Below are 26,424 nucleotides of genomic sequence, written 5' to 3'. Positions count from 1 at the left end.
GGCGAAGCGGGTCATCGCGGACTCCGGCAGTGCGAGAGGTCGGCGATTCTAGCGAGGATCGGCGACGCCGGCCGCGCTGCGGCGCGGCCCGCGCCGCTCAATCGGCCAGCAGGCTCGCCAGGCGCGCCAGATGCGAGGCGGCGACGTCCTTCTTCGCCTGCGCGTCCTGTTCGGCGTCGCGGCCGTCCCAATGCAGGTCGTCGGCGGGAATCTCGCTGAGGAACCGGCTCGGATCGTTCTTCATGACCTCGCCGAAGCGCCGCGAGCGGGCCGCGTAGCTCAGGCACAGCCGTTCCTTCGCGCGCGTGATGCCGACGTACATGAGGCGGCGTTCCTCATCGAGCCGTCCTTCCTCGATGCTGCCTTCGTGCGGCAGCTGGCCGTCCTCGACGCCGACGATGAAGACGAAACGGAATTCCAGCCCCTTCGCGCCGTGCAAGGTCATCAGCCGCACCGAGTTACCCGGATCGTCGCGGTCCGAATGCGTCAGCAGTGCGAGCTGCGCGGCGAGGTCGCCGGCGCTGGTCGCGCTCTTCTGCATCGCGCGGAACCATTCGGCGAGTTCGGTCAGGTTGTCCAGGCGCCGCTGGCGCGCGGCCGGATCCTTGATCTCGGCGACGAGGTGTTCGGCATAGCGCGTGCGGCGGATCAGTTCCTCGACGAGGTCCGCTGCGCTGACCTGCCGCGACTGCGCGCGCAGCGAGGCGATCAGGTCGGCAAACCCCGCGAGCGAGGAGGCCGAGCGCGGCGCGAGCTGCCTGAGCACACCGTCGCTCTGTGCGGCCTCGAGCAGCGATGCGTGGCGCTGCTGGGCGAGTTCGCCGAGTTTCTCCAGCGTCGTTGCGCCGACGTCCCTTCGTGGAATATTCGCAATTCGCAAGAATGCGGAATCGTCGTCGGGATTGGAGATCAGGCGAAGATAGGCCAGCACGTCCTTGACCTCGCCGCGGTCGAGGAACGCCGTGCCGCCGCTGATGTGGTACGGCACGCGCGCGAGGCGCAACGCCTTCTCGAGCGCGCGCGATTGATGATTGCCGCGATACAGAATCGCGAAGTCCATCCACTTGGCCTGGTTCTTCTCGGCCAGATGCGCGATGTCGGCGGCGACGCGTTCGGCTTCGTGCTCGCTGTCCTTGCACTCCATCACGCGGATCGGCGGACCGTCGGGGAGCTCGCTGAACAGCTGCTTCAGATGCTTGTGCGGATTGTTGGCGATGAGCTGGTTCGCTGCGCGCAGGATGCGCTTGGCGCAGCGGTAGTTCTGCTCGAGCTTCACGACCTTGAGGCTCGGATAGTCGCGAGCGAGATCGTCGAGATTCTCCGGATTCGCGCCGCGCCAGGCGTAGATCGACTGGTCGTCGTCGCCGACCGCCGTGAACGCGCCGCGCGGCCCGCAAAGATTGCGGATCAGGCGGTACTGCGCCGAGTTCGTGTCCTGGTATTCGTCGACGAGCAGATAGCGGATGCGTTCCTGCCAGGCGTCGCGCGTTTCCTTGTCCTGTTCGAGCAGCATCAGCGGCAGGCGGATCAGGTCGTCGAAGTCGACAGCGTTGAACGCCGCGAGCCGCTTCTGGTAGCCCTCGTAGAGCTGCGCGGCTTCGAGTTCGCGCGGACTGCGCGCCGCGGCGAGCGCCTGTGCCGGATCCAGGCCGTTGTTCTTGGCCGTGGAAACGAGATTGCGCAGCGCCCAGAGCTGATCGGACTTCAGCGCCTTCGGCAGCAGGTCCTTGATGATGGACTCGCCGTCGTCCGCGTCCAGGATGGAGAAGCCGCGCTTGAGGCCGAGCTTCGCGTGTTCGATCTGCAGGAATTTCAGGCCCATCGCGTGAAACGTGCAGACGGTCAGGTCGCCCGCCGCCTCGTTGGACACGAGCTTGCCGACGCGTTCGCGCATTTCGCGCGCGGCCTTGTTCGTGAACGTGATCGCGGCGATCTTCTTGGCGGCGATGTTCCGGCGCGTGACGAGGTGGGCGATCTTCTGCGTGATGACGCTGGTCTTGCCCGAGCCGGCGCCGGCGAGGACGAGCAGCGGACCGTCGCAGTAGTCGACGGCGGCGCGTTGAGCGGGATTGAGCATGGCGTGGGCATCGCAGGTCGGCGGCTGCGCCGGCGACGGCACAGGGCTGCCTATTCTGCCCGCGGCGGCGGCGCGCTCAAAGTCTTGCGTCTGCCGCTATCATGCCCACCCGCCCGCGCACCACCGACCATGGCCAAGCTCTACTTCTACTACTCGGCCATGAACGCCGGGAAGACCACGACCTTGCTGCAGAGCGCGCACAACTATCACGAGCGCGGCATGCGCACATTGATCTACACGCCGCGCCTGGACAACCGCTACGGCGAAGGCGTCGTCGCATCGCGCATCGGACTCAAGGCCAGCGGGCGCATCTTCGAGCGCGACGACGATCTGTTCGCCATGACGCGCGCCGATGTCGAATCCCGCGGCGCGCTGAACTGCGTGCTCGTCGACGAGGCCCAGTTCCTGACCAAGGCGCAGGTCTGGCAGCTCACCGAAATCGTCGATGCGCTGAACGTTCCCGTGCTCGCCTACGGCCTGCGCACCGACTTCCGCGGCGAACTGTTCGAAGGCAGCCAGTACCTGCTGGCCTGGGCCGATTCGTTCACCGAGATCAAGACGATCTGCCACACCGGCCGCAAGGCCACGATGGTGGTGCGCGTCGACGAGCACGGCCGCGCCGTGACGCAGGGGCCGCAGGTCCAGATCGGCGGCAACGACCGCTACGTCTCGGTCAGTCGCGCCGAGTTCAAGAAGATCACGAGCGGCGAAGGCCGCATCGAACTGCAGCAGCCCGGGCTGCCGCTCTGAGTCACTGTTTGACGAGTTCGACGCGCCGGTTCTTCGCGCGACCGGCATCGTCGGCGTTGCTTGCGACCGGCGCGGCACTGCCCATGCCCTGCGCGAGCAGCCGGTCGGCTGCGATTCCGTAAGTGCCCGCGAGCGCGGCGACGACGGCGTCTGCGCGCTTTTTGGACAATTCCATATTGTAGGAAGCGCCGCCCTGGTTGTCGGTGTGGCCGGCGACGACGAGCTTCAGTTCGCCGTCGGCGCGCAGCAGCGCCGCGATCTCGTCGAGCTGCGGCGTGGATTCGGGCTTGAGCTGCGCCTTGTCGAAGTCGAAATAGATGCCGTAGAGCGCGACCTTGCCGCCGCTCGCGATCGCCTGCGCCATCTCGTTCGCCTTCACGGTCACCATCTTCTGTTCGCGTGCCTTGGCTTCCAGCGTGACGACGACGGCGACGGTGCGCTCGTTCAGCGCCTTGCAGTAGAGATCGTCCTTGGCCGTGTACGCGAGCACGGCGACATGCGTGTCGGTGCCGTTGCCGCTCAATTTCGCGACGCCGTAGCGCAGATCCGCGAGATTCATGTCGACCGCGCACGCGGCATTGCTGAAGCTCTTCTCGCTGACGGCCGATTTCGGGAACAGATAGTTCAGCAGTCCCTGCTGGCCGCCGCCGTGCGTCGCACCCGACGTCACGTCGCCGCCGCAGGCCTCGGCCTTGCACTCGTACAGCGACTGGCCGCCTTTTTCCTGGATCAGCTGCTGATAGTTGCGCAGGACTTCGAGCGTGCTGCGTCCGGCCGGCAGCACGTAGACCGTGCGCGTGAGCTTGCCTTCGAGCGTCAGCGACGAGGCCGTCTGCATGAGCCGGTTGTTCATGCCGTCGCGGCGGCTGTCGTCGGGGTCCGGGGTCAGCGCGGCCAGCGGCAGCGTGATTTCGTCGTAGGCCTTGGCCTGCTGATCGACGATGAGCGCGCCCTCGTAGCGCCCGAGTCCGGCCGGATCGGCCGCGCCGGGTTCGTCGGCCGTCGGGACGGTAGCGTCGGCGAACGCGAGCGAGGTGGACAGGATCAGCAGCAGGGCGGAAACGCGGCGCGGGAACATGGGCACTCCGATCGGTTGCGGCCACGGCGTGTGGTCCAGCCGAAGAACACGCAGTTCGGCGTCGAACCCTGAAAGGAAATCCCCAGGAACCGCTGTTCCGGCTGTTTTCGAGTTGCTGAATCAGTGCTGGCAGCGCGGGCAGTAGAACGTGCTGCGCTGGCCCAGCGTCACGGATCTGATCGGCGTTCCGCACTGCTTGCAGGGCTCGCCAGCGCGACCGTAGACGAACAGCTCCTGCTCGAAATAGCCGGGCAGTCCGTCGGGACTGATGAAGTCGCGCAGCGTCGTACCGCCGCGGCGGATCGCATACGACAGGATCCGCTTCACTGCGGCGGCGAGATCGCGGTACCGCGCACGCGATATCTGTCCCGCCGCGCGCGCCGGGTGGATGCCGGCGGCGAACAGCGCCTCGGCCGCATAGATGTTGCCGACGCCGACGACGATTTTCTGATCCATCAGAAACAGCTTCACGCCGCTCTTGCGGCCGCGCGACAGCTGCCACAGCAGGTCGCCGTCGAAGTCGTCCGACAGCGGTTCGGGGCCGAGTCCGGCCAGCAGTTCATGGGTTTCGCCGGGCGCCTGCCACAGCTGGCAGCCGAAACGGCGCGGATCGGTGTAGCGCAGCACGTGACCCGAATCGAGATGCCAGTCGATGTGGTCGTGGATCGCGGCCGGCGTGGCTTCCGGCAGCACGCGCAGCGAACCCGACATGCCCAGATGCAGCAGCGCGCTGCCGGCCTGCGTGTGTACGAGCAGATATTTCGCGCGTCGCACGATGTCGTCGAGCCGCTGGCCGGGCAGTTGCTCGCGCAGCGCCTGCGCGATCGGCCAGCGCAGTTTCGGCTGGCGCACGGTCAGCTTCTCGACGCGGCGGCCGATCAGATGCGGCGCGAGGCCTCGGCGCGTGGTTTCTACTTCGGGCAATTCGGGCATCAGCGCACCACCGTGCCGGAGCCGGCACCGCCGGCCGGCAGCAGTTGCTGGATCTGTGGTTCGTCCAGCGGATAGGCCAGCGCGGGCTCCGTGCGCACGGCGACGTAGCGACCGTCGTCGCGACGGCGCACCGTGAACGCGATGCGTCGTCCGGATGCGTCGGACAGCTCCACGCTGCGCGCAGGCCCCGAGACCGTCTCGGGCGCGACGACCTGGCTCGTCGTGACGCGGTCCCACGCGGCCGCAAACTCGGGTCGGTCGCGGCCGTCGATCGTGACCTGTACGACATGGGCGAGCGGCTCGGCGAGGCGGTGATCGATCTCCGACTCGGCCGGTGCGAGCAGCCAGCCGCTGAAGCGGTCGGGCATCAGCGCGAGCGTGTCGCCGCTGCGCACGTAGCGGTCGCCGCGGATCGCATCGGTGACGCCGAATTCGAGCCGCCTGCCGTCGAGTTCGAGCACGGCCTGCGGTGGGTCGAGACCGACGCGCGCCGCGTCGAACCGATCACGCGCGTGGCGCGAACGCGTCGGCGCCGCGGCGATCGCGAGCAGCCGCGCGACGGCGTCCTTGTGGGCCGGCATCGCATACGGTTCGCGCATCCACCAGCGCCCGTCGTGCCGGTCGAAGCGGCGTATCGGCTTGCCGCGCGCGCTGACCGTCACGGCCGCGATGCGCGTGGTGTCGATGTCGGTCAGTGGCGCGAGTGTGCTCGCCTGTTCGCGTGCGGTGACGAACCAGACGATCGCGGCGAGCGCCGCGACGGCGGCGGTCAGCAGAAGGTTCTGACGCAGGTGCCGGCGCATGCGTCAGCGGCGCCGGCGGCGACGCCAACCCGTGACCAGGCCGATCAGTGCGAGCGCGGCCGGAATGCCGACGAGCAGGCTCACGCCCGTCAGGCTCAGTCGCGTCTGCGTGAGGCGGATCAGCCGGTCCGGCGCGCCCTGGTCGGGAATTTCGATCAGCGCGTCGTCGGCGAGCAGCCAGTTGAACAGGCGCTGGCCGAGTTCGCGATTGCCGCCGTTGGCGAGGAACTGGTTCGACAGGAAATCGCCGTCGCCGACGACGATGGCGCGCTGCTCGCGGCGATCCGGCCGCGGCGACAGCCGCGACAGCGCGAACGCGAGATCGAGCGGGCCGCGCATCTCGTCGGTATCCGCGTCGAAACGAATCGTCGCCGCGGATTCACCGGCCTTCGGCATCGCGCCGGTTTCGCTCCAGCTCTGCGCGCCGGAGCGCAGCAGCGGCTGCACCTGCCAGCGCGGTGCGGTCAGCTGCGCGAGCGGCACGGTCTGCGGGAACAGCGTGGTCAGCGCGAAGCCGCGCGTGATCGGATGCTCGGGATACTGGCTCGCGACGACGAAACTTGGATCGCCGAGACCGAGGCTCGCGCCGCTGCCGTCGACGAGGAGGCCCGGCAGCACGCGCACCGACAAGGCATCGGCCAGTGCGTTCAGTCCGGCGTTCTCGCCGGGTTCGACCAGCCAGAGCAGCGCGCCGCCGCGTTCGACCCAGTCGACGATTTCGGCGACGACCGGCTCGGCAACGACCGTGCGCGGATTGGCGACGACGAGCAGATCGGTGTTGTCGGGGATGCGCGCGCCGCTGCCGAGCACCAGCGGTACGCAGCGCACGCCCTGTGCGAGCAGCAGGGCGGTGAACTGGGCGAGGTCCGCATTGGCGACGCCGTCGGGCCGGCGTTCGCCGTTGCCGGAAAGGAACGCGACCACGCGTTCCTGCGTGCGAGACAGGCGCAGCAGCGCGTTCGAAAACTCGCGCTCGTTGAGGCGCAGCAGCCGTTCGCTGCGGCCGCGATGGCGCAGTTCCACTTCGCCGTCGACGGAAACGCCGAGCTGGCGCATCGCCGCCGGATCGGCGGCCGGATCGACGAAGGTCAGTGCGATGTCGGGCTTGTGCTGGCGATAACGTTCGACAAAGGCCGCGATGCCCTGGCGCAGGGGGCCGCCGTCGCTGGCGTAGGACACGACCTCGACCGGCGCATCGAGCCGTTGCAGCAGCTCGACACTCTGCGGTGCGAGCGAGGCGCGCTGCGCGTCGCTCCAGTCGGTCCGCGCGCTCCAGCGCGTGCTCAGGAAGCCGACGAAGCCCGCGGCCGCGAGCACCAGCAGCGCATGCACGAGCCGGCCCATGCCGCCGCGCATCAGTCCGTGCTCCGGAGGCCCGCGAGCTGGCGCGACGCCAGCGCGAGGAACACGACGGTGACCAGGACGAACCAGATCAGATCCACGCTCGCGACGACGCCGTCGCTGAGCGGGCCGAAGTGCGTCGGCAGCGCGAGCCAGTTGATCAGGCCGTTGCTGACGCCGGCGGCGCGCGCGCCGAGATCGACGATGCAGAGCAGCACATTGATCAGCAGCGCGAGCGCCGCAGCCAGCACGGGCTGCGCGGTGATGCTGGAGGCGTACAGCGCGATCGCGGTCAGCGCCGACGCGTGCAGGACCAGCGCGAGGAGGTTTGCAGCGAGGCGGCCGAGATCGAGGTCGGTCGTACCGATCAGGCTCAACGGCATCAGCGTGACGAGCGCCGTGAGCAGCAGCAGCCAGGCGAACAGGCCGAGCCATTTGCCGACGACGATCGCCGCGTCGCCGACGCCGGCGGCGAGCAGCAGGTTCAGCGAATGCGCACGGCGTTCGCCGGCAATCGCGCGCGAACCCATGAGCGGAACGAGCACGATCATGACGATCGCGAGCCAGCCGAGTACCGGAGCGGCGACCTGAGCCGTCGCGCCGACGCTGGCCGCGTTGCCCGTGGTTTCCTGGACGCGCAGGAACGTGTCGAGCCGCTCGAGGAATACCCAGGCCAGCAGCGCAACGACGCTGGCGAGCAGCAGCCACGACCAGGACTGCACGCGCAGCCTTCGCCACTCGTGGCCGGCTATGACGAAACTCGTCTTCATGCGACAGCCTCGGTCGGAAGATCCGTCGCGATGCGCAGGAACAATTGTTCGAGCCGCGCCGTTTCGCCGGGCGCTACGGTATCGAGATGGCGCAGCACTCCGCGATGCAGGATCGCAATGCGATCGCAGCAGGCTTCGGCTTCGGCGAGCAGATGCGTCGAGAGCAGCACCGCATGAGTCGCGCGCAGCTCGCCGATCAGCTCGCGCATGCGCAGCGACTGCACCGGATCGAGCCCCGATGCCGGTTCGTCGAGCACGACGACGGCCGGCTGGTGCAGCAGCGCCTGCGCGATGCCGACGCGTTGCTGGAAGCCCTTGGACAGCTGGCCGATCAGGCGGCGCTCCACCTCGCCGAGATCGCAGCGGCCGATTTCGCGCTGTACCGCTGCGCGCGCATCGCGGCTCGACAGGCCATGCAGACGCGCGCAGAACGTCAGGTATTCGGCGACGGTCAGCTCCGCGTGCAGCGGCGCGCGCTCGGGCAGATAGCCGATGCCGCGCCGGCCCCGCTCGGGATAGTCGTAGAGATCCTCGCCCGCCAGCAGCACCCGGCCTTCGTCGGGGGCGAGCACGCCGGCGACCATGCGCAGCGTCGTCGACTTGCCCGCGCCGTTGACCCCGAGCAGGCCGACCACCTCGCCGCGCGCGATCTCGAAACTCAACGCGCTCACGGCGCTGCGCCCCGCGAGTGTGCGCGAGATGCGATCGATGCGAAGCGCGGGAGCGGAGGCGGGGGCGGTCACAGGCGGCGGATTGTGGCCAAGACGCCGCGCGCGCCACAAGCGCTGCGTTCAGAATCGCAACAAAAACGAACGTTTGCGCATGTGGCACTTGGATTGCTTCACGTAGTACCCACAAACAGCGTCGCGTATAGTCGTCGTTCCGCCTTCCCCTTTCTCGCTGGCTCCTTAACCTATGTTTAACGCCGTGATCGAATTTCTGACCGGAGGATTGCTCCAGGCCAGTTGGCCGTGGCTGATCGCCTACTTCGTGCTCGTCACGCAGCTGACGATCTTCTCCGTGACGCTGTACCTGCATCGCAGTCAGGCGCACCGCGGCGTCGACTTCCATCCGGTGCTCAATCACTTCTTCCGGTTCTGGACGTGGTTCTCGACCGCGATGGTCACGAAAGAATGGGTAGCGATCCATCGCAAGCATCACGCGAAATGCGAGACCGACGAGGATCCGCACAGCCCGGTCATCTACGGCATCAAGAAGGTGCTCTGGGACGGCGTCGACCTGTATCGCCAGGCGCGCCGCAACACCGAGACGATGGACAAATACGGACTCGGCACGCCGAACGACTGGATCGAGCGCCGCGTCTACACGCCGATGCCGGAAGTCGGCCCGACGCTGATGCTGTTCCTGAACTTCGCGCTGTTCGGTCTCTGGGGTGTCGTGATCTGGGCCTGCCAGATGATCTGGATTCCGTTCTGGGCGGCCGGCGTCGTCAACGGTCTCGGCCACTGGTGGGGCTATCGCAATTTCGAGAGCAACGACACCGCGACGAACCTGAGCCCCTGGGGCCTGATCATCGGCGGCGAAGAACTGCACAACAATCACCACGCGTTCCCGAGCTCGTCGAAGTTCGCGCTGCGCAAGTGGGAGCTCGACATCGGCTGGATGGCGATCAAGACGTTCGAGTCCGTCGGCATGGCCAAGGTGCTGCGCGTCGCGCCGTCGCTCGACGTGCGTCCGAACGTGCATCTGCCGGACAGCGACACGATCAAGGCGCTGATCGCGCACAAATTCCAGGTTATGACCGACTACTTCGGCGGCGTCACGCTGCCGACGCTGCGTGACGAGGCGGCCCAGGCCGGCAACAACCTCAAGGATCTGCCGCGCCGTCTGCGCCGGTCGCTGTCGAACGGCGGCCGCTGGCTCGACAGCGAAGCGCGCGAGCGTCTCGGCCAGTGGGTCAGCCAGCGTCCGACCATGGCGACCGTCATGGAATACCGCGGCCGTCTGCACGAACTGATGGAAAGCCGCAACGGCGAAGCCATGCTCGAAGGCCTCAAGCAGTGGTGCCGCGAAGCCGAAGCCAGCGGTATCCGCGCGCTGCAGGAATTCGCGGCGCGACTCAAAGGCTATTCGCTGGTGGCGGCGCCGGCTCACTGACCGTCGCGTTCAACCGGGTACGAGTCGACGAAGGCGCCCGATGGCGCCTTCGTCGTTCAGGGAATTTGCATACGCCTTTCGTCCGGTAAATCCCCGTTGCACGGCTCGTGATCACCGTCACACAATGCGCGCGCGCATGTCGCGCATCGAGGGGAAATCACGTGACCAAATTTTCTGGTTTGCTGCTCGCGTTCGCCGGTATGGTTGCCGCCTCCGGTCAGGTTGTCGCCGAGTCGTCCGATTCGAAGATCGTGATCAAGAACAAGTCGGCCTGGGCGATTCATCAGCTGTTCCTTTCGCCGACCGACGAGCGCGAATGGGGCGAAGACCAGCTCGGCAAGCACACCGTGAATACGGGCGACAGCTTCACGCTGACCGGCGTTCCCTGCCGCGCCTACGACGTGCGCCTGGTCGATGAAGACGGCGACGAGTGCATCGTCGAGGACGTCGGCATCTGTGCGACCAGCAACACCTGGGTCATCGACGACGAAGACCTCGTCGGCTGCCAGGCGGCGACGCAGGACGACTGAATACCAGTGCCGGCGCCTCAGCGGCGCCGGCACCGAAAACGCCGGTTCCTGACGGCTCTGCCGCTACACTCCGCGTTTGCCAGCCGGAGCGCGGCGTGAACCACGAACCCGTCGAATCGACCGAATCGCTGGCCGCGACACAGCGGCGCGTTGCGTTCGAAAGTCTGCGCGAGCGCACCGACGAACTCGAGCTGATCATCTCCGGCATCAGCCTGCTCGCGTTGCTGTCGCTGCCCGGCTGGCTGTTCGACCATTGGGTCCAGGTCGAGGTGCACGCCGAGGGTCAGCGTCACCTGTTGCTCGCGTTCGCGTTCCAGCTCGGGAGCGGGCTCAGCATGACGCTCGCCGGCGCGTTCCTGCTGCACCTGGCCGTGCGCGCCTACTGGGTCGGCCTGATCGGTCTCAAGGCGGCGTTTCCCGCCGGTATCCGCTGGGACGAGATCCGCAGCATCGGGCCGATCACGCGCGACTACCACCGCCGCACCGTCGTGGATCTCGATACCGCGATCGATGCGGCCGACCGCGTCGCCTCGATCGTGTTCGCGCTGGTCAGCCTGGTCGCGCTGTCGGTGCTGTGGATCGGGGTCCTGCTCGTCGTGGCGACCCTGTTCGCGATGGGATTCGCCGCCCTGGCCGGCCAGTCCGCTGAACCCGCGACCGATTCCGCCTCGACCGTGTTCGCCGTGCTGACGCTCATCGTCGTGCTGCCGTTGCTTGCACTCGACAGCGCGTGGCTTGCACGCCGGCAGCAGCGGCCCGTCCCGGCCTGGCGGCGCACGGTCGTCGAGAAACTCATCTACCTGCAGGGCATCCTGTTTCCGCAGCGCCTCGTGCTGCCGGTACAGCTCTCGCTCGAAAGCAATCTGCCGAGACGTACGTTCACGCTGGCCTTCCTGCTGTTGCTTCTGTCGAGCGCCGTGTTCGGCAGCGTGCAGGAACGTGCGGTGCGCGAGTTCGCGCTCGTGTCGAGCTACTCTTATTTCGGCGACACCGATGCTGAAGAGGGTCTGCGCAGTGCGCACTATGCGAATCTGCGCAGCGAGCGCGACGCGCTCGCGCGCGTGCCGCTGATTCCGGCCGACATGATCGCCGACGGTCATTTGCGATTGTTCCTGCCCTACCTGCCGGAACGCGACAATGCCGTCTTGCGCGTGCAATGCCCGCAGGCGGTCGATTCCGCCGCGCGTCGCCGGTGTCTGGCCGGGCTGTGGGAGGTCACGATCGACGACAAGCCCGCCGATCTCGCCGCGTTCGTCACCGCGGAGCGTCGCGATCTCGGCCAGCGCGGCCTGCAGGGATATCTGAGTCTCGCCGGGCTCGCGCCGGGCGCGCACGTGCTGCGGGTGCGCTGGAACGCGGCGGCGGCCGGTCGTGCGAAACGCGCCGACTACCGCATTCCGTTCTGGTTCTCGCCGCCGTACCAGCAGGACCTCGCGCCAGCCGCGCGCTGATCTCAGGCACAAAAAAACCCGCCTTTCGGCGGGTTCTTCAGGTGCGGCGAATTACTTGATCTTCGCTTCTTTGTACGCCACGTGCTTGCGCACGACGGGATCGTATTTCTTGATCTCCATCTTGTCCGGCGTGTTCTTCTTGTTCTTGTCGGTGGTATAGAAGTGGCCGGTGCCGGCGGTGGAGATCAGGCGGATCTTGTCACGCTTGGATGCCATGGGTCAGTCTCCTCAGATCTTCTCGCCACGAGCGCGGAGCTCGGCGACGACGACCTCGATACCTTTCTTGTCGATGGTACGCAGGGCGTGGTTGGAAAGGCGCAGCTTGATCCAGCGGTTCTCGCTCGGCACCCAGAAGCGGCGCTCGTGCAGGTTCGGCAGCCAGCGGCGGCGGGTCTTGTTGTTGGCGTGCGAGACGTTGTTGCCGCTCAGCGCACCCTTGCCGGTAACTTGGCATTTACGGGCCATACGTACCTCATCATGTCGGTTGTGCCGCCCTTGGCCAGGGCGGTATCGGCCCAGCGGCACGGTGTCGTGCCACGCGTAGCTGGAAGTCGCCTGCGTCAGTAGTACTGCGCGAAAACACCGGAACGCGTGCCGGGTTTCCTGGCCCGGGAACCGGGCGCCGCAAAGCGAGCCGCGCTTTATAGCAGGGTCGGCATGGCCCGGCAAGCGAACCCGGCCGCTGTCGTCCGCGCCGACAGGCAGGGGCGCGGCGGCAACCGCGAAAGCTCCGGAATTCCGCGGTGCCGCCGGAAGCCCGAACGTGCACCGGATTCACCGGCCCGGGAAACCGCCGGGAGTGGCGGATTTTGAAGCTTCCCTTGTGGGATACTCCCGCTCCTTTTGATTCATACACCCGCATCCGGAGTCGTCATGTCCGATAACACCGCCAACGGCCAGGCCGCTGCGCAGGCGCAGCTGTCCGTCCAGAAGATCTACATCAAGGATTCCTCGTTCGAAGCTCCGGCTGCTCCGCATATCTTCCAGGAACCGGGCCAGCCGCAGATCCAGCTGCAGCTCGGCCAGCAGGTCAACGCGCTCGCGCAGGACGTCTTCGAAGTCGTTCTCAGCGTGACCGTGACCTGCAAGCTCGGCGAGAAGACCGCCTATCTCTGCGAAGTCCAGCAGGCCGGCATCTTCGGCGTCGCTGGCTTCGACGATGCCAACCGCGATGCGGTGCTCGGCAGCTACTGCCCGAACGTGCTGTTCCCGTATGCCCGCCAAGCCGTGTCCGACGCGGTCCAGAATGGCGGCTTCCCCCCGTTCTTCCTGCAGCCGATCAACTTCGACGCGTTGTACGCCGAAGCGATGGCGCGCCGCGCCGAAGGCGCCACGGCCGCTCCGTCACTGAACGCCTGATCGCATGACTGCGCAACCCCGGGTCGCCGTCCTGGGTGCCGGCTCCTGGGGCACTGCGCTGGCCAGCCTGCTCGCCCGGCACGGCGTCCACACCACGCTGTGGGGGCGCGATGCCGCTGCGATGCGGGCCATGGCCGATACCGGCCGCAACGCGCGTTATCTGCCGCAGAGCGCGTTGCCGGCCACGCTGAACTACAGCGCAGATCTCGCCGCGAGCGTCGTCGACGCCGACTGGATCCTCGTCGTCGCGCCGAGCCACGCGTTCCGCGAACTCGTCGAGAAGCTCGCCGAGCTGCCGTCGCGGTTTCGGGGCCTGGCCTGGGCCACCAAGGGCTTCGAGCCCGGTACCGGCCGATTCCTCCATGAGCTCGTCGAAGAAATCCTGCCGGGCCAACCGGCGGCGATCGTGACCGGACCGTCGTTCGCGCGCGAAGTCGTCGACGGCCTGCCGACCGCCGTCACGGTCCACTCCGACGACCCCGACTTCGCGCAGACCGTCGCCGAACAACTGCACGGTCCGACGTTCCGCGCCTACACCGGCACCGACATGCTCGGCGCCGAGCTCGGCGGCGCAATGAAGAACGTGCTCGCCGTAGCGACCGGCGTCGCCGACGGCATGCAGCTCGGCCTCAATGCGCGTGCCGGACTGATCACGCGCGGTCTCAACGAAATGCTGCGGCTGGGCGTTGCGCTCGGCGCGCGCGCGGAAACGCTGATGGGGCTCGCCGGTCTCGGCGATCTGGTGCTGACCTGCACCGGCGACCTGTCGCGCAACCGACGCCTCGGGCTCGCGCTGGGCCGCGGCACGCCGCTGCGTCAGGCTGTGGCGGAGATCGGTCAGGTCGTCGAGAGCGTGCAGACTGCCGACGAGGTCATCCGCCTGGCCACGCGCCACGGCGTCGAGCTGCCGATCGCGCAGAGCGTGCAGCGTGTGCTGCACGAGGAAATCACGCCGACCGAAGGTCTGCGCCTGCTGCTCGCGCGCGAGCAGAAGCCTGAATATCCGGAACCGCTGCCCTAGCGCGGCGCGTCCCGGCACGGCGGCCGCAGCCGCCGTGCCGTTCTCCCCTGTATCAGTTTTTCTTCCTGGCCTTGTCCAGCGCCGCCTGGACCGATCCCGTCGTGATCGGGTGGTAGCCCGGGCGCGCCTTGGCGAACACGCCTTCGGCGAAGGTCAGTCCGTCGGGCGTGGTCATCAGCGCTTCCCAGGTCGGCATGATGAGCTTGCGCCGGCCGATGCCGATCAGGAATTGCTCAATCGACGGACGCGCCTTCGCATAGCCGCTGCGCACGGTCAGCGGATACCAGCGCTGCGCGATCTCGCCGTTCGCGGTGCCATTGAAATGCAGCGCGGCGTCGAGCTCGTCGAGCTGCTTCGCGTCGAGCTTTTCCGGCAGTCCTTCGAGGAAGCGCACGGTTTCCTGCGTGCCCCACTTGGCCGCGGCCAGCGACGCCGCATCGCGCTTGCCGCCGAGCCAATCGGTGCGGGCCGCGTTGACCTTGTCGAAGCGTGCCGATTTCGCCGGCTCGGCCGTCTCGGGCAGGCCTGGCTGCTTGAGCCATGCGTCGATCTCGGCCGGCTTGACCTTGCCCGGGTGCTTGTCGATGAGGTGCTTCTGCAGATAGGCGACGAACACGTCGCTGTCGACGCTCTGGAACGCGTGCGCGTCGAACCAGCCGCGCAGGAACGCATCGAACGCCGGGCGGCCGAAGCGCTTTTCGAGGAAGGTCAGGAACCACGCGCCCTTGATGTAGGCCACGTCGGTCAGCGCTTCGTCGGGGTCGCGGCCGACGAGCGGCGCGAGCATGAGCAGCTGGTCTTCGGGCTTGAGTTCGGCCATTTCCTGCTTCAGGCCGAACTGGCTGATCACGTCTTCCATGTCCGACTGTTCGCGGCCGTAGACCGCCTCGACGATGCGGTTCTCGACATAGCTCGTGAATCCTTCATTGAGCCAGATGTCCTTCCAGCTCGAATTCGTGACGAGATTGCCCGACCACGAATGCGCGAGTTCGTGGGCGACCAGCGAGGTCAGGCTCTTGTCGCCGACGATGACGGTCGGCGTCGCGAACGTCATGCGCGGGTTCTCCATGCCGCCGAACGGAAAGCTCGGCGGAAGCACGAGGATGTCGTAGCGTCCCCAGCGATAGCTGCCGTAGAGCTTTTCGGTCGCGACGATCATCTTCTCGGTGTCTTCGAACTCCTTCGCCGCCTTGTCGACCATGGCGTGTTCGGCATAGACGGCCGTGCGCGGGCCGGTGCTCTTGGCCGCGATGTCGCCGACCGCGAGCGCGAGCAGGTACGACGGAATCGGCTTGTCCATCTCGAAATGGAACTCGCCGGTCTCGACCGAGGCATCGGGATGATTGTTCGCGCTCATGACCGCGCGCAGCGGCTTGGGCACGTGCACGTCGGCGCTGTAGGTGAAGCGCACGGCCGGCGTATCCTGCAGCGGCACCCAGGAGCGCGCGTGAATCGCCTGCGACTGCGAGAACAGGAACGGGTGCTTCTTGCCCGCGGTCTGCGTTTCACTGAGCCACTGCAGGCCCGAGGCCTCCGGGTGCGTCGCGTACGACACGCGCACCTTCGGCGCCTGCTGGTCGAACTTCACGATCAGCGGCGCGCCGAGGATCTTGTCGGCCGTGCCGAGCGAGAACACGGCCGGCGACGTCTTGCCCGCGGCGTCGACGATTTCGACGGTCGCGATCGACAGGCCGCGAGTGTCGAGCTTGAGCTCGCGCGCATTCTTGTCGCGCCAGTCGAGGCTGAGTTCGGCCTTGCCGACGATCTGGTGCGTGCGGAACGTGACGTGCAGGTCGAGCGCGAGGTTCGTCACGCGCACCTTGTCGGTCTCGGCGTAGGAGTTCGGATCGCTCGCCGCCTGCGCGGTCACGGCGGCGGTCGAGGCAATCAGGGCGAGCGCGGGCAGCAAGGCATGGATCGGTGACATGGCGGGCCGGGCGATGGGGAAAGCCCGAGTATGCCACCGCCGGCGTCCGCTGCCAGTTGCGTCGGTCAGCCGCTCGCGGCGCGGGGCGCCGCGCGACCGTCAGACGCGATAGCCGCGATGGATCGCGACGATGCCGGCGCTGAGGTTGCGCACCTCGACCTTGGCGAAGCCGGCCTGCTCGAGCATGCCGCGCAGCGTCTCCTGGTTCGGATGCTTGCGGATCGATTCGGCGAGATAGCGATAGCTGTCGGCATCCTGGGCGAACAGGCGGCCGAGCCGCGGCAGCACCTTGAACGAATGGAAGTCGTAGAGCGGCCTGAGCCAGTCCTGGCGCACTTCGGAAAACTCGAGGATCAGCGCCCGGCCGCCGATCTTGAGCACGCGATGCATCTCGCCGAGCGCGCGCTGCTTGTCGGTGACGTTGCGCAGTCCGAACGCGATCGTGACGGCATCGAAACTGCGATCCGGGAACGGCAGCGCTTCCGCATTGAGCTGCGCGTAGCGCAGGCCCTGAACGAGTCCGCGGTCGGTCAGGCGGTCGCGGCCGACGCGCAGCATCGCGTCGTTGATGTCGCCGATCACGACCTCGCCCTCGGTGCCGACCTGCGGCAGCATCAGCGCCGCAATGTCGCCGGTGCCGCCGGCCAGATCCAGCACGCGATCGCCGCGGCGCAGACCGCTGATCGCGACGAAATGCCGTTTCCAGAGCCGGTGGATGCCGAACGACATCAGGTCGTTCATGAGGTCGTATTTCTCGGCCACGGACGTGAACACGTCGCCGACGAGTTTCTGCTTCTCTGCGACCGGAACGTCGCGGTAGCCGAAATGCGTAGTGGGCTGATCGCTCATGCGGCGGATGCTAGCGCACCCGCCGCAGACTATCGACTGTTGCTGGCGCTCTGTCGCGTCGAACCGCGGTTGGGTTGTGATAGCGAAACCGCTGCGCAATGGCGGGAAGCTGATTCGCCCGCTCTGTCAATCCGGCAAGTTGCCGCAGCTATCGTCGTTCGGATTGCACGGTGGCGGACCGTGCATTTCGAGGACGTCTTTGACGAGATACCAATCGCCACCCGGAACTCGTCCGTAGGTCGTGTCGCGCGTCCAATCGTTGAGCCGTTGATGAATATCGATGCTGGTCGTGCTATCCGGAAGCGTTCCGGGTAACGGGGGATTCGGTAGCGGGGGCGCGCCGCTTTCGGAGGCAATCTGTGCAGCGCTTTTGATCCTGAGATCATCGCTTCCTGCAAGAGCGTTGAACTCGGTTTGGCTCAGTTGCCGGGTTTCGGTAATGCGGGCGCCGTCCGGGTCGGTTCGTGTGATCGTGATCACGACATTCTTTGCTGCGCGCTCGGCGAGCGCCGTTCGATGATCATCGTGGGACTGGGCGGCGAATGCCGGTATCGCCACAAAAGGCGCGGCGAAAAATATTAAAAAAAGCGCCTTGTGCATAAAGCTTCCTTCGCTTGCTTGCGCTCGTTGTTCGCGCAGGATCACCTTATTCTTGCGAACTCCCCTGTGGCAACAAATGAAGTATGCGCACGCGTGCGGTCCAGTCGGGTAGGGTTCGAGCAGTGGCAATTCGCCTCGCTTTGAAGTTTCTACTCCACCGGCCGTATCGTCCCCACGAGCGGCTTGCTCAGCGTGTTGCGGTCGCGCGGGTTGTCGAGCGTGTCGGCGACGAGCTGCCAATTGCCGTCGTCGCCGCGCGTGAAGGTCGACGTGCGCACCCAGACGCCGCGTCGCTGTACGAACTCGAGCTGTGAGGCGCCGGGCGGATAGTCCGCGGTCGTCGGCGGTTGCGGCGGCAGCGGTGCGCCGAGCGCTTCGGGGCGGGTGTCGCTTCCGGCGTCGATGCCGAACCGGCGTTCTTCGCGTTCATCGAGACTGCGCGACAGGATGGCCTGCGTGCCGTCGCCATGGCGCACCTCGATGCGCAGTTCGGTCTTGCCCGGCAACGCTGCGGCCATGGCGAGCGTCGCGGCTGCGACAAGGCCGCTGCCGCTCAGAAGTCTGCCCAGAATCGATCGTCGACGCATCGGTGCCCCCGCACTGTGCCCGGATGCCTATTAGTGCCGTTTCCGGCGCTGCGGGGAAAGAGGGGCGACGGAAATTGCCGTTGCGGGAATCGGGTTTTCGCCGGCCCGGTCAGCGCTGCAGGCCGGCCTGATCGAGCGCGGCGAGGTAGGCAGACCAGTTCGCGTCCTGATTGCGCCCCAGGTCATGCAGCACGGTCCACGAAAAGATGCCGGTCTGGTGGCCGTCGTCGAAGCGCAGCAGTACGGCGTAGTGGCCGACGGGTTCGATCGCGTCGACGTTCACGTGGCGCTTGCCGCCGACGAGCACGCGCTGGCCGGGACCGTGGCCCTGCACTTCGGCGCTCGGCGAGTGCGTGCGCAGGTATTCGCAGGGCAGGCGAAACACCTCGCCCGTGTCGAAGCTGACTTCGAGCACATGCGAGGCGCGATGCAGGGTGATGCCCGTGGGGCGCGGCGCGGCGCTCACTGCGCGGCGGCCTCAGCGGGGGTCGGTGCTGTGCAGTCGCGGTTCCTGTGGCGGACCGCTGGGTTCGCCGGCGACGCGGTACAGCGTGTCCATGTACGAGGTGCCGAAACCGATCGAGCCGATGTCGTCGTACTCGTAGTCGCCGGCGTCCGGATACCAGCGCGCGTTCGGGTCGATCTCGCGCAAGGTCACGACTTCGGGGCCGACGCTTTCGAGCTTGCCGATATAGCTGGCTTCGCCGGTCTCCTCGTCGAGCATGTTGATTGAGATGATCGGTGCGCGTTCGGCCGCGGAGCGGGCGACGTTGGCCCAGTTGTCGAGCGGAAAACCGGCCGGTGCGTTCAGTGTTTCGGCGTTGAGCACGAGCGCCTTCTCGACGAATTCGCGCGACGGATCTTCTTCGGCGTGGGTCACGTCGCCGAGCGCGATAACGAGGAATCCGTCGAAGCGCATTGAATCGGAAATCTCGGCAATCATCACGAAATCGGCCGAAACGTCGGCGATCATGCCATGAACCCAGCTTGGGTCTATGCCCTCGCGCTTGACGCGGACGGGAATGCGCTGCTCCTGCGCCTCGCGCAGGTAGGCGCGCGGTCCGCGCGCCTTGAATTTCACGATATTGGTCATGGGCGGAATTGTAGCCGACCCGGTGTGGAGCCGGGTTCACGGCGCGTTATCTGGGGACGCCCGACGGCGATGAAAAGGCGTTGCCGCAGAGTACGGCCGGGCCCGGTCCTGCGACCGGGTCCGGCGCACTCCTCTCCTCCCCAGGAGATCTGCGCGGTGGCGTCGTTCCGCGGAAAACCGGCGGTCCGGGCCGGTCCTCAGGCCGCGTGACGGTTGCCGTGGAACTGCTCTTCCTCGGTCGAGCCCTTGAGTGCGGTGGTCGACGACTGGCCGTTCTGGATGGTCTGCGTGACCGCGTCGAAGTAGCCGGTGCCGACTTCGCGCTGGTGCTTGACCGCCGTGAAGCCGCGGTCGGCGGCGGCGAACTCGGCTTCCTGCAGCTCGACGAACGCGCTCATCTGGTTGCGCGCGTAGCCGTAGGCCAGGTTGAACATCGAGTAGTTCAGCGAGTGGAAGCCGGCCAGCGTGATGAACTGGAACTTGTAGCCGTAGCTCGCGATTTCCTTCTGGAATTTCGCGATCGTCGCGTCGTCGAGGTTCTTTTTCCAGTTGAAGCTCGGGCTGCAGTTGTAGGCGAGCAGCTTGCCCGGGTACTTCGCATGGATGGCCTCGGCGAACTTCTTGGCGAACGCCAGATCCGGCTTGCCGGTCTCGCACCAGACGAGGTCGGCATAAGGCGCGTAGGCGAGGCCGCGGCTGATCGCCTGGTCGATGCCCGGACGCGTCTTGTAGAAGCCTTCGACCGTGCGTTCGCCGGTGCAGAACGGCTTGTCGTTGTCGTCGATGTCGGAGGTCAGCAGGTCGGCCGCTTCGGCGTCGGTACGCGCGACGAGGATCGTCGGCACGCCCATGACGTCGGCGGCGAGGCGCGCGGCGGAAAGTTTCTCGACCGCTTCGCGCGTCGGCACGAGCACCTTGCCGCCCATGTGGCCGCACTTCTTGACGCTCGCGAGCTGGTCTTCGAAATGCACGCCGGCCGCGCCGGCCTCGATCATGGCTTTCATGAGCTCGAACGCGTTGAGCACGCCGCCGAAACCGGCTTCGGCGTCGGCGACGATCGGCTGCAGCCAGTCGATGTCGTTCTTGCCTTCGGCGTGGTGCAGCTGGTCGGCGCGCAGCAGCGTGCTGTTGATGCGCTTGACGACCTGCGGCACCGAGTTGGCCGGATACAGCGACTGGTCCGGATACATTTCGCCGGCGAGATTTGCATCGGCGGCGACCTGCCAGCCCGACAGATAGATCGCCTTGAGGCCGGCCTTGACCTGCTGCATGGCCTGGTTGCCGGTCAGCGCGCCGAGCGCGTTGACGAACGGCTCCTTGTGCAGGTGGCTCCAGAGTTTCTCGGCGCCGAGGCGCGCGATCGAATGCTCGATTGGCACGCTGCCGCGCAGACGCACCACGTCGGCGGCGGAATAAGTGCGCGTGACGCCGGCCCAGCGCGGGTTGTTCTGCCAGTCCTGCTGCAGCTGTTCGGCGGTCGCGAAAGTGCTCTTCATGGTCATCAACCTTGCTCGTGTGGTGCGTGGAAAAAGGTGTTGGTGATTACGGCAGCAGCGCGTAGGCCGGCAGCGTCAGGAAGTCGGCGAGCTGTCGCGCGTGGGTCAGTTCGGCCAGCATCCAGGCCGCCTGCGGCAGCCGGTCCTGGCCCGGCAGGCCGGATTTCGGCAGTCGCTCGGCAATGGTCTGGATCGCTTCGTCGAACAGCGCGAAGTCGAGCGCCGTGCCGTCGTCGAGGCGCAGACCTTCGTGGTGCAGCCAGTGCCAGAGCTGCGCGCGCGAGATTTCGGCGGTCGCCGCGTCCTCCATCAGGTGGTGGATCGGCACGCAGCCGAGGCCGTCGAGCCAGGCGGCGAGGTAACGCACGCAGACGTCGATGTTGTTGAGGAAGCCCGCGCGCGTGATCGTGCCCGGCGGCGCGAGGATCAGATCGTCGCGGCCGACCTTGACGTCGTCGCGCAGCCGGTCGAGCTGGTTCGGTGCCGGCATCGCCGCATCGAATTCGGCCTGCGCGACCGGAATCAGGCCCGGATGCGCGACCCAGGTGCCGTCATGTCCGGCGCGCGCCTCGCGCTGCTTGTCGGCGCGCACGCGCGCCAGCGCGGTCTCGTTCGCTTCCGGATCGCCCGAAATCGGAATCTGCGCCGCCATGCCGCCCATCGCGAACGCGCCGCGGCGATGGCAGGTCTGGATCAGCAGTTCAGAATACGCCTTGAGGAACGGCACGGTCATGCCGACCTGGCCGCGCTCCGGCAGGATGTGGCTGCGGTGCGCGCGGAACGTTTTGATATAGGAAAAAATATAATCCCAGCGGCCACAGTTCAGGCCGACGATGCGCGACTTCAGCGCATGCAGGATCTCGTGCATCTCGAACACGGCCGGCAGCGTCTCGATGAGCACGGTCGCCTTCATGCAGCCGGCCGGCAGATCGAGCTCGGCCTCGGCAAAGGCCATGACGTCGTCCCAGAGCGCCGCTTCGCGGTGGCTCTCCATCTTCGGCAGGTAGAAATACGGGCCGCGGTCGCGCGACTGCTGCGTGCGCGCGTTGTGGAAGGCATAGAGACCGAAATCGAACAGGGCGCCGGAAATTTCCTCGTCGTCGACGCGGGCGTGCTTCTCCGGCAGATGCCAGCCGCGCGGACGCACGACGAGCACGGCGGTTTCGGGTTTTAGGCGGTATTCGCGGCCGTCGGGCGCGCGGTATTCGATCGTGCCGGCGACGGCGTCGCGCAGGTTGATCTGGCCGTCGAGCATGGCCTCCCAGGTCGGTGCCGAGGAGTCCTCGAAGTCGGCCATGAACACCTTCGCGCCGGAGTTCAGCGCATTGATGATCATCTTGCGCTCGACCGGCCCGGTGATCTCGACGCGACGGTCGCGCAGCGCGGCCGGGATCGGCGCGACGGTCCAGACCGACTCGCGGATCGTGCGGGTCTCCGGCAGGAAGTCCGGCAACTCGCCGGCGTCGAAGCGAGCCTGGCGTGTCGTACGCGCCTCCAGCAACTGGCGGCGGCGCGCGTCGAAGCGACGATGCAGCGCAGCAAGGAAGGCGAGCGCGGCCGGCGTCAGGATCTGCTCGTAACCAGGTTTGACGGCCGCGCGGATGTCCACTGCCGCTGCGCCGAATTGATCCGCTGCCACTGCCATCGCCCTCTCCGTCTTCGCGTTGCGAGTGCTTGGAGCCTATGCGTGCAGTGCAGCATTTGACAAACCAAACATTTCAATGCATTCCTTTAACAACGTTAAATCTTTGCCAAGTGGTTGAAATCATGGCGACATCAAACGATCGTTTGAAACCCGGGTTGTCGCGTACGGTTGCGCGCGGCGGCGGCACTACCGCCTCGGGGGGGCGGCGCAAGCCGAAAACGCGCACCGACGCCGAAACGACGCCGCGCTTCTACTACAAGGGCAACCGGGTCAAGCAGTTGCGTGCTTTCTGCCATGTCGTGAAGTTCGGCACGCTGGCGCGTGCGGGCGAAGCGCTGTTCCTGTCGCAGGCGGCAATCAGCCTGCAGCTCTCGGCGCTGGAGACCGAACTCGGCGTGCGTCTGCTCGAGCGCGCGCGGCCGCGCTTCGTGCTGACGCGCGAAGGCCAGATGCTCTATGAGCTGGCCCGGCCGCTCGTCGAGGGGCTCGAAAGCCTCGATCAGCAGTTCCGCAGCCAGCTCCAGGGGCTCGACGCCGGCGAAGTCGTGATCGCGGCGGGTTCGTCGACGATCCAGTACCTGCTGCCGCCGCTCGTACGCGCATTCCGCGAGGAACACCCCGGCGTGCGGCTGCAGCTCCACAATGTGACCGGCAAGGACGGCCTGGCCCTGCTGCGCCAGGATCAGGTCGACTTCGCGTTCGGCTCGATGCTCGACGTGCCTCACGACCTGTCCTACGAGCCGGTGCAGTGGTTCGATCCGATGCTGATCCTGCCACGCGACCATCCGCTCGCCGACAAGCCTGACATCCGGCTCGAAGACCTGTCGCCGTACGGACTGATCCTGCCGCCGCAGCGGCTGACGACCTACCGGCTCGTCGACCTCGTGTTCCAGCAGCGCCGCGTGCCGTATCGCGTCGCGATCGAAGTCGGCGGCTGGGAAGTCATCAAGGAATACGTCGCGATGGGCCTGGGCATCTCGATCGTCACCGGCATCTGCATCACCGACCTCGACAAGGCGCGGCTCGAAGTCCGCAACCTGAGGCAGTATTTTCCACAACGCAGCTATGGCGTCGTCATGCGCAAAGGCAAATACCTGTCGACCCAGGCGCGCGCTTTCGTCGATCTCATCCGCCCGGGCCTGTTCGGCCGCGCCGGCTACGACGACGCGGGGCACTCGGAACGCTGAGTCGCGCCGCTTTCAGCGATCGCGTGCGATCTCGAAGCGGAAGCCTGCCCGTAGACCGACTCGATCGGATCGTGGCCGACCCCCGGCGAACCTGCGGTGCAGGTTGCGAACGTGCGAATCGACCGTGCAGTCGCTGACGACGCGATGGTCGTAGCCCGCGTCCAGCAGCTGGCTGCGAAAATATACTTTTCCCCGCGCACTTCGAAGCGGTCGCCGTCGGGCACGATGCCGCCGGCGACGTCGGTCGTTGCCAAGGCGCGACCCGCGCCTTCGTCCGGCGCAGCAACGCGCGGACGCGCGCGCCGAGTTCGCGCAGGCTGAACGGCTTGCACCGATGGTCGTTGGCGCCGAGATCGAGGCCGAGCAGGCGATCGATCTCCTCCGCGCGTGCCGTGACCATGATGATCGGCAGGTCGGAGAACTCGCGCCGGCAGATGTTCAGGCCGTCCTCCCGGGCAGCATCACATCGCGCAGCAGCAATTCCGGCAGGCGCCGCGATCAGTCCGCTGCGCCGCTGGCCTTCGGCGAATACCCGCTCGGGCGCCGTCGACCGATGGCGGTGCAGCCGCGGCGGTCGACGGCGAGCAGGGGGAAAGACATGACGATCTCGGGCTTGAGTCAGGTTCGCATCCACCTTGGGCGCCAATTGCGCAGCGGCGGCGCAGGGACTTGGGAGAATTTGTGCAATTCCGACGCCCAGCTTCCGGCACAGGCCGCAATTCGGGCCGCGTTCTAGGCTGACGCGATCCACCGGGAGAATCGCGATGAAGCTCAGACTCTGTGCGGGCGCACTGTTGCTATGCGTGTTCGGAATCGCGGCGGCGGCCGAACAGGTCGAACGCAGCGAAGTGCTGACGATGGGAGCGAAGGCCGGCTTTCAGGAAGCGCGCTATGCCGACGACGGCAGCGTGCGCGTGCATTTCGAATTCAACGACCGCGGCCGCGGTCCGAAGCTCGACTCCGAGTTCCGGGTCGCCGCTGACGGCAGCGTCGAGTCGATCGCGAACAAGGGCAACGACTACTTCAAGGGCCCGGTCGACGAAACCTTCAAGCGCGACGGCAGCAGCTTCACCTGGAAGAACGCCTCGGAGAACGAGACGCGCACGAGCGAACAGCCCTCGTTCTATCTGAGCCTCAACGGCACGCCCGAGGAATACGTGCTGCTGGCGCGCGCGCTGCTGAAGGCACCGCAGCAGAAACTTCTGATCCTGCCGGCCGGCGAAGCGCGCATCGAGAAGCTCACCGAACTGCGCGTGAAGGGCAAGCCCGGCGCGAAGAAGGTCACGCTGTACGCGGTGCACGGCCTCGATCTGACCCCGAGCTTCGTCTGGCTCGACGACCAGCAGCGCTTCTTCGCGAACTATTCGAGCTGGTCTTCGCTCGTGCGCGAAGGTTACGCCGACGCGTTGCCGACGCTCGCGAAGACGCAGGACGCGCAGGAGAAACAGCAGGCGCAGCAGCGGGCGCGCGACTTCACCGAGATCCTCGAGAAGCCGCTCGCGATCCGCAACGTACGCGCGTTCGATCCGTCGACCGGCGTGGCGACCGACGACGCCGTCGTCGTCATCGACAAGGGCCGCATCGTTGCGAGCGGCAAGGCGGCCGACGTCGCCGTGCCGGCCGACGCGGACGTCCTCGACGGCGGCGGCAAGTTCCTGATGCCCGGTCTCTGGGACATGCACGCGCACTTCTTCGGCCAGGCCGACGGTGTGCTCGACATCGCCGGCGGCGTCACGACCGTGCGCGATCTCGCCAACAATCCGCCGGTGCTCGCCGAGCGCATCGCCGCGATCGAAGCCAACCGCGACATCGGCCCGCGCATCATCAAGGCCGGCATCATCGACGGACCGGGTCCGTTCGCCGGGCCGACCAAGGCGCTCGCCGACAACGAGGCCGACGCGCAGCGCATCGTCGACGACTACGCCGCGAGCGGGCACGAACAAATCAAGATCTACAGTTCTATCAAGGTAGAGCTGATGCCGGCGATCGCGCGCATGGCCCATGCCAAGGGGCTGCGCGTCAGCGGCCATGTGCCGGCCTACATGACGGCGCGGCAGTTCGTCGAGAACGGCGCCGACGAGATCCAGCACGCGAACATGCTGATGCTGAATTTCCTGTTCGACAAGGTGCAGGACACGCGCACGCCGGCGCGCTTCACGGCGATCGGCGAATACGGCGCGGGCATCGATCTCGGCTCGCCGGCCGTGCGCGATTTCGTCGCGCTGCTCAAGCAGAAAAACATCGTGCTCGACCCGACCCTGAGCACGTTCGAGGACATGTTCCTTGGCCGTCCCGGCCTGCCGGGTCCGGGTTTCGCCGCGATCATGACGCGCCTGCCGCTGACCTGGCAGCGCAACATCCGTTCGGGTTCCGGCGGTCTGCCGATCAAGCCGGGCCAGGAAGCCGCGTATCGCGACGGCTATCAGCGCATGGTCGACTTCGTCGGCCTGCTGCACCGCAGCGGCGTGCGCATCGTCGCCGGCACGGACGGCTCGGGCGGCCTGCAGATCCCGCGCGAACTCGAACTCTATGTCGCCGCGGGCATCGCGCCGAAGGACGCGCTGCGTACCGCGACCTACGACGCGGCGGTCGTCACGAAGCGCGACAAGGAATACGGCCGCATCGCGCCGGGTTATGTCGCCGATCTGATTCTCGTCGACGGCGATCCGACCCTGAACATGGCCGACATCCGCAAGGTGCGCACCGTCATCCGCGGCGACCGCCGCTACGACAGCGCCAAGCTGTTCGGCGCGATCGGGATCGCGCCGGCACCGTAATCCCCCGTCGGCGCGGCGCCGTCACCGGCGCC

Annotated in this window: 26 protein-coding genes; 9 read left to right on the top strand and 17 right to left on the bottom strand. The window is 66.9% G+C overall.

Annotated elements, in window-relative coordinates:
• Window positions 1-97: 97 nt before the first annotated feature.
• Window positions 98-2,077 (bottom strand): UvrD-helicase domain-containing protein, encoded by a 1,980-nt coding sequence (locus VLF18_RS21695; protein WP_325281717.1) that lies wholly within the window; start codon window positions 2,075-2,077, stop codon window positions 98-100.
• A 129-nt stretch (window positions 2,078-2,206) separates the two neighbouring features.
• Between VLF18_RS21695 and VLF18_RS21690 the strand changes: the two genes are divergently transcribed.
• Window positions 2,207-2,827: a thymidine kinase gene (locus VLF18_RS21690; protein ID WP_325281716.1), complete on the top strand. Its 621-nt coding sequence runs from the start codon at window positions 2,207-2,209 to the stop codon at window positions 2,825-2,827.
• 1 nt (window position 2,828) lies between these two features.
• On the opposite strand, the gene VLF18_RS21685 is transcribed toward VLF18_RS21690, so the two are convergent.
• The 6 genes from VLF18_RS21685 to VLF18_RS21660 form a co-directional block, all read right to left on the bottom strand.
• Entirely contained in the window at window positions 2,829-3,905 is a 1,077-nt protein-coding gene (locus VLF18_RS21685; RefSeq protein ID WP_325281715.1) for an OmpA family protein, read from the bottom strand.
• Window positions 3,906-4,025: 120 nt separating this feature from the next.
• Window positions 4,026-4,838, bottom strand: coding sequence for a bifunctional DNA-formamidopyrimidine glycosylase/DNA-(apurinic or apyrimidinic site) lyase (gene mutM, locus VLF18_RS21680; RefSeq protein ID WP_325281714.1), 813 nt, complete (start codon window positions 4,836-4,838; stop codon window positions 4,026-4,028).
• Window positions 4,838-5,641 (bottom strand): DUF4340 domain-containing protein, encoded by an 804-nt coding sequence (locus tag VLF18_RS21675; protein ID WP_325281713.1) that lies wholly within the window; start codon window positions 5,639-5,641, stop codon window positions 4,838-4,840. The genes mutM and VLF18_RS21675 overlap by 1 nt, the downstream gene beginning before the upstream one ends.
• 3 nt (window positions 5,642-5,644) lie before the next feature.
• Complete coding sequence (locus tag VLF18_RS21670; protein WP_325281712.1) at window positions 5,645-6,997, bottom strand: GldG family protein; 1,353 nt, start codon at window positions 6,995-6,997, stop codon at window positions 5,645-5,647.
• Window positions 6,997-7,752, bottom strand: a complete 756-nt coding sequence (locus VLF18_RS21665) for an ABC transporter permease subunit (protein WP_325281711.1) — start codon at window positions 7,750-7,752, stop codon at window positions 6,997-6,999. Before VLF18_RS21665 ends, VLF18_RS21670 begins: the two co-directional genes overlap by 1 nt.
• Window positions 7,749-8,423, bottom strand: a complete 675-nt coding sequence (locus tag VLF18_RS21660) for an ABC transporter ATP-binding protein (RefSeq protein ID WP_325281710.1) — start codon at window positions 8,421-8,423, stop codon at window positions 7,749-7,751. Before VLF18_RS21660 ends, VLF18_RS21665 begins: the two co-directional genes overlap by 4 nt.
• Before the next feature lie 244 nt (window positions 8,424-8,667).
• On the opposite strand from VLF18_RS21660, the gene VLF18_RS21655 reads away from it, so the two are divergent.
• From VLF18_RS21655 to VLF18_RS21645, 3 genes are all read left to right on the top strand, one after another.
• The gene (locus tag VLF18_RS21655) at window positions 8,668-9,870 is read left to right on the top strand and encodes a DesA family fatty acid desaturase (protein ID WP_325281709.1); all 1,203 of its coding nucleotides are present in this window, start codon (window positions 8,668-8,670) and stop codon (window positions 9,868-9,870) included.
• A gap of 161 nt (window positions 9,871-10,031) precedes the next feature.
• Window positions 10,032-10,400, top strand: a complete 369-nt coding sequence (locus VLF18_RS21650; RefSeq protein WP_325281708.1) for a hypothetical protein — start codon at window positions 10,032-10,034, stop codon at window positions 10,398-10,400.
• Window positions 10,401-10,495: 95 nt separating this feature from the next.
• A complete protein-coding gene (locus tag VLF18_RS21645; protein ID WP_325281707.1) occupies window positions 10,496-11,851 on the top strand; it encodes a hypothetical protein in 1,356 nt (451 codons plus the stop codon).
• Between the two features lie 51 nt (window positions 11,852-11,902).
• On the opposite strand, the gene rpmG is transcribed toward VLF18_RS21645, so the two are convergent.
• Together rpmG and rpmB are read right to left on the bottom strand one after the other, a co-directional pair.
• Entirely contained in the window at window positions 11,903-12,067 is a 165-nt protein-coding gene (gene rpmG / locus VLF18_RS21640; RefSeq protein WP_325281706.1) for a 50S ribosomal protein L33, read from the bottom strand.
• Between the two features lie 12 nt (window positions 12,068-12,079).
• Window positions 12,080-12,316, bottom strand: coding sequence for a 50S ribosomal protein L28 (rpmB, locus tag VLF18_RS21635; protein WP_255914953.1), 237 nt, complete (start codon window positions 12,314-12,316; stop codon window positions 12,080-12,082).
• A gap of 408 nt (window positions 12,317-12,724) precedes the next feature.
• Here rpmB and secB point away from each other — a divergent pair, with 408 nt between their 5' ends.
• Complete coding sequence (secB, locus tag VLF18_RS21630) at window positions 12,725-13,210, top strand: protein-export chaperone SecB (protein ID WP_325281705.1); 486 nt, start codon at window positions 12,725-12,727, stop codon at window positions 13,208-13,210.
• Window positions 13,211-13,214: 4 nt separating this feature from the next.
• Complete coding sequence (locus VLF18_RS21625) at window positions 13,215-14,231, top strand: NAD(P)H-dependent glycerol-3-phosphate dehydrogenase (RefSeq protein ID WP_325281704.1); 1,017 nt, start codon at window positions 13,215-13,217, stop codon at window positions 14,229-14,231.
• A gap of 52 nt (window positions 14,232-14,283) precedes the next feature.
• Here the strand turns inward: VLF18_RS21625 and VLF18_RS21620 are convergent, their stop codons facing one another.
• The 8 genes from VLF18_RS21620 to aceB all read right to left on the bottom strand — a co-directional run bounded on the left by VLF18_RS21620 (window position 14,284) and on the right by aceB (window position 22,428).
• Complete coding sequence (locus VLF18_RS21620; RefSeq protein ID WP_325281703.1) at window positions 14,284-16,158, bottom strand: M1 family metallopeptidase; 1,875 nt, start codon at window positions 16,156-16,158, stop codon at window positions 14,284-14,286.
• Between the two features lie 99 nt (window positions 16,159-16,257).
• Entirely contained in the window at window positions 16,258-17,007 is a 750-nt protein-coding gene (ubiE, locus tag VLF18_RS21615) for a bifunctional demethylmenaquinone methyltransferase/2-methoxy-6-polyprenyl-1,4-benzoquinol methylase UbiE (protein WP_325281702.1), read from the bottom strand.
• Window positions 17,008-17,133: 126 nt separating this feature from the next.
• Entirely contained in the window at window positions 17,134-17,652 is a 519-nt protein-coding gene (locus VLF18_RS21610; RefSeq protein WP_325281701.1) for a hypothetical protein, read from the bottom strand.
• A 104-nt stretch (window positions 17,653-17,756) separates the two neighbouring features.
• On the bottom strand, window positions 17,757-18,125 hold the full coding sequence (locus VLF18_RS21605; RefSeq protein ID WP_325281700.1) for a hypothetical protein: 369 nt from the start codon (window positions 18,123-18,125) through the stop codon (window positions 17,757-17,759).
• A gap of 178 nt (window positions 18,126-18,303) precedes the next feature.
• Entirely contained in the window at window positions 18,304-18,660 is a 357-nt protein-coding gene (locus tag VLF18_RS21600) for a DUF971 domain-containing protein (protein ID WP_325281699.1), read from the bottom strand.
• 12 nt (window positions 18,661-18,672) lie between these two features.
• Window positions 18,673-19,287, bottom strand: coding sequence for a hypothetical protein (locus VLF18_RS21595; RefSeq protein ID WP_325281698.1), 615 nt, complete (start codon window positions 19,285-19,287; stop codon window positions 18,673-18,675).
• A 197-nt stretch (window positions 19,288-19,484) separates the two neighbouring features.
• Window positions 19,485-20,783: an isocitrate lyase gene (aceA, locus tag VLF18_RS21590; protein WP_325281697.1), complete on the bottom strand. Its 1,299-nt coding sequence runs from the start codon at window positions 20,781-20,783 to the stop codon at window positions 19,485-19,487.
• Window positions 20,784-20,829: 46 nt separating this feature from the next.
• On the bottom strand, window positions 20,830-22,428 hold the full coding sequence (gene aceB, locus VLF18_RS21585; protein WP_325281696.1) for a malate synthase A: 1,599 nt from the start codon (window positions 22,426-22,428) through the stop codon (window positions 20,830-20,832).
• A gap of 155 nt (window positions 22,429-22,583) precedes the next feature.
• Here aceB and VLF18_RS21580 point away from each other — a divergent pair, with 155 nt between their 5' ends.
• The 3 genes from VLF18_RS21580 (at window position 22,584) to VLF18_RS21570 (ending at window position 26,392) form a co-directional block, all read left to right on the top strand.
• Window positions 22,584-23,615: a LysR family transcriptional regulator gene (locus tag VLF18_RS21580; RefSeq protein ID WP_414717254.1), complete on the top strand. Its 1,032-nt coding sequence runs from the start codon at window positions 22,584-22,586 to the stop codon at window positions 23,613-23,615.
• Between the two features lie 334 nt (window positions 23,616-23,949).
• Window positions 23,950-24,351 carry a hypothetical protein gene (locus tag VLF18_RS21575; RefSeq protein WP_325281719.1) on the top strand — a complete coding sequence of 134 codons (402 nt, stop codon included), beginning with the start codon at window positions 23,950-23,952 and terminating at the stop codon, window positions 24,349-24,351.
• Window positions 24,352-24,379: 28 nt separating this feature from the next.
• Entirely contained in the window at window positions 24,380-26,392 is a 2,013-nt protein-coding gene (locus VLF18_RS21570; protein ID WP_325281695.1) for an amidohydrolase family protein, read from the top strand.
• Window positions 26,393-26,424 lie beyond the last annotated feature (32 nt).

The organism is Tahibacter sp., from assembly GCF_035481375.1.
GTDB lineage: Bacteria > Pseudomonadota > Gammaproteobacteria > Xanthomonadales > Rhodanobacteraceae > Tahibacter.
Note: the sequence above shows the minus strand (reverse complement) of the source record. Positions and strands in the feature narration are given on the sequence as shown.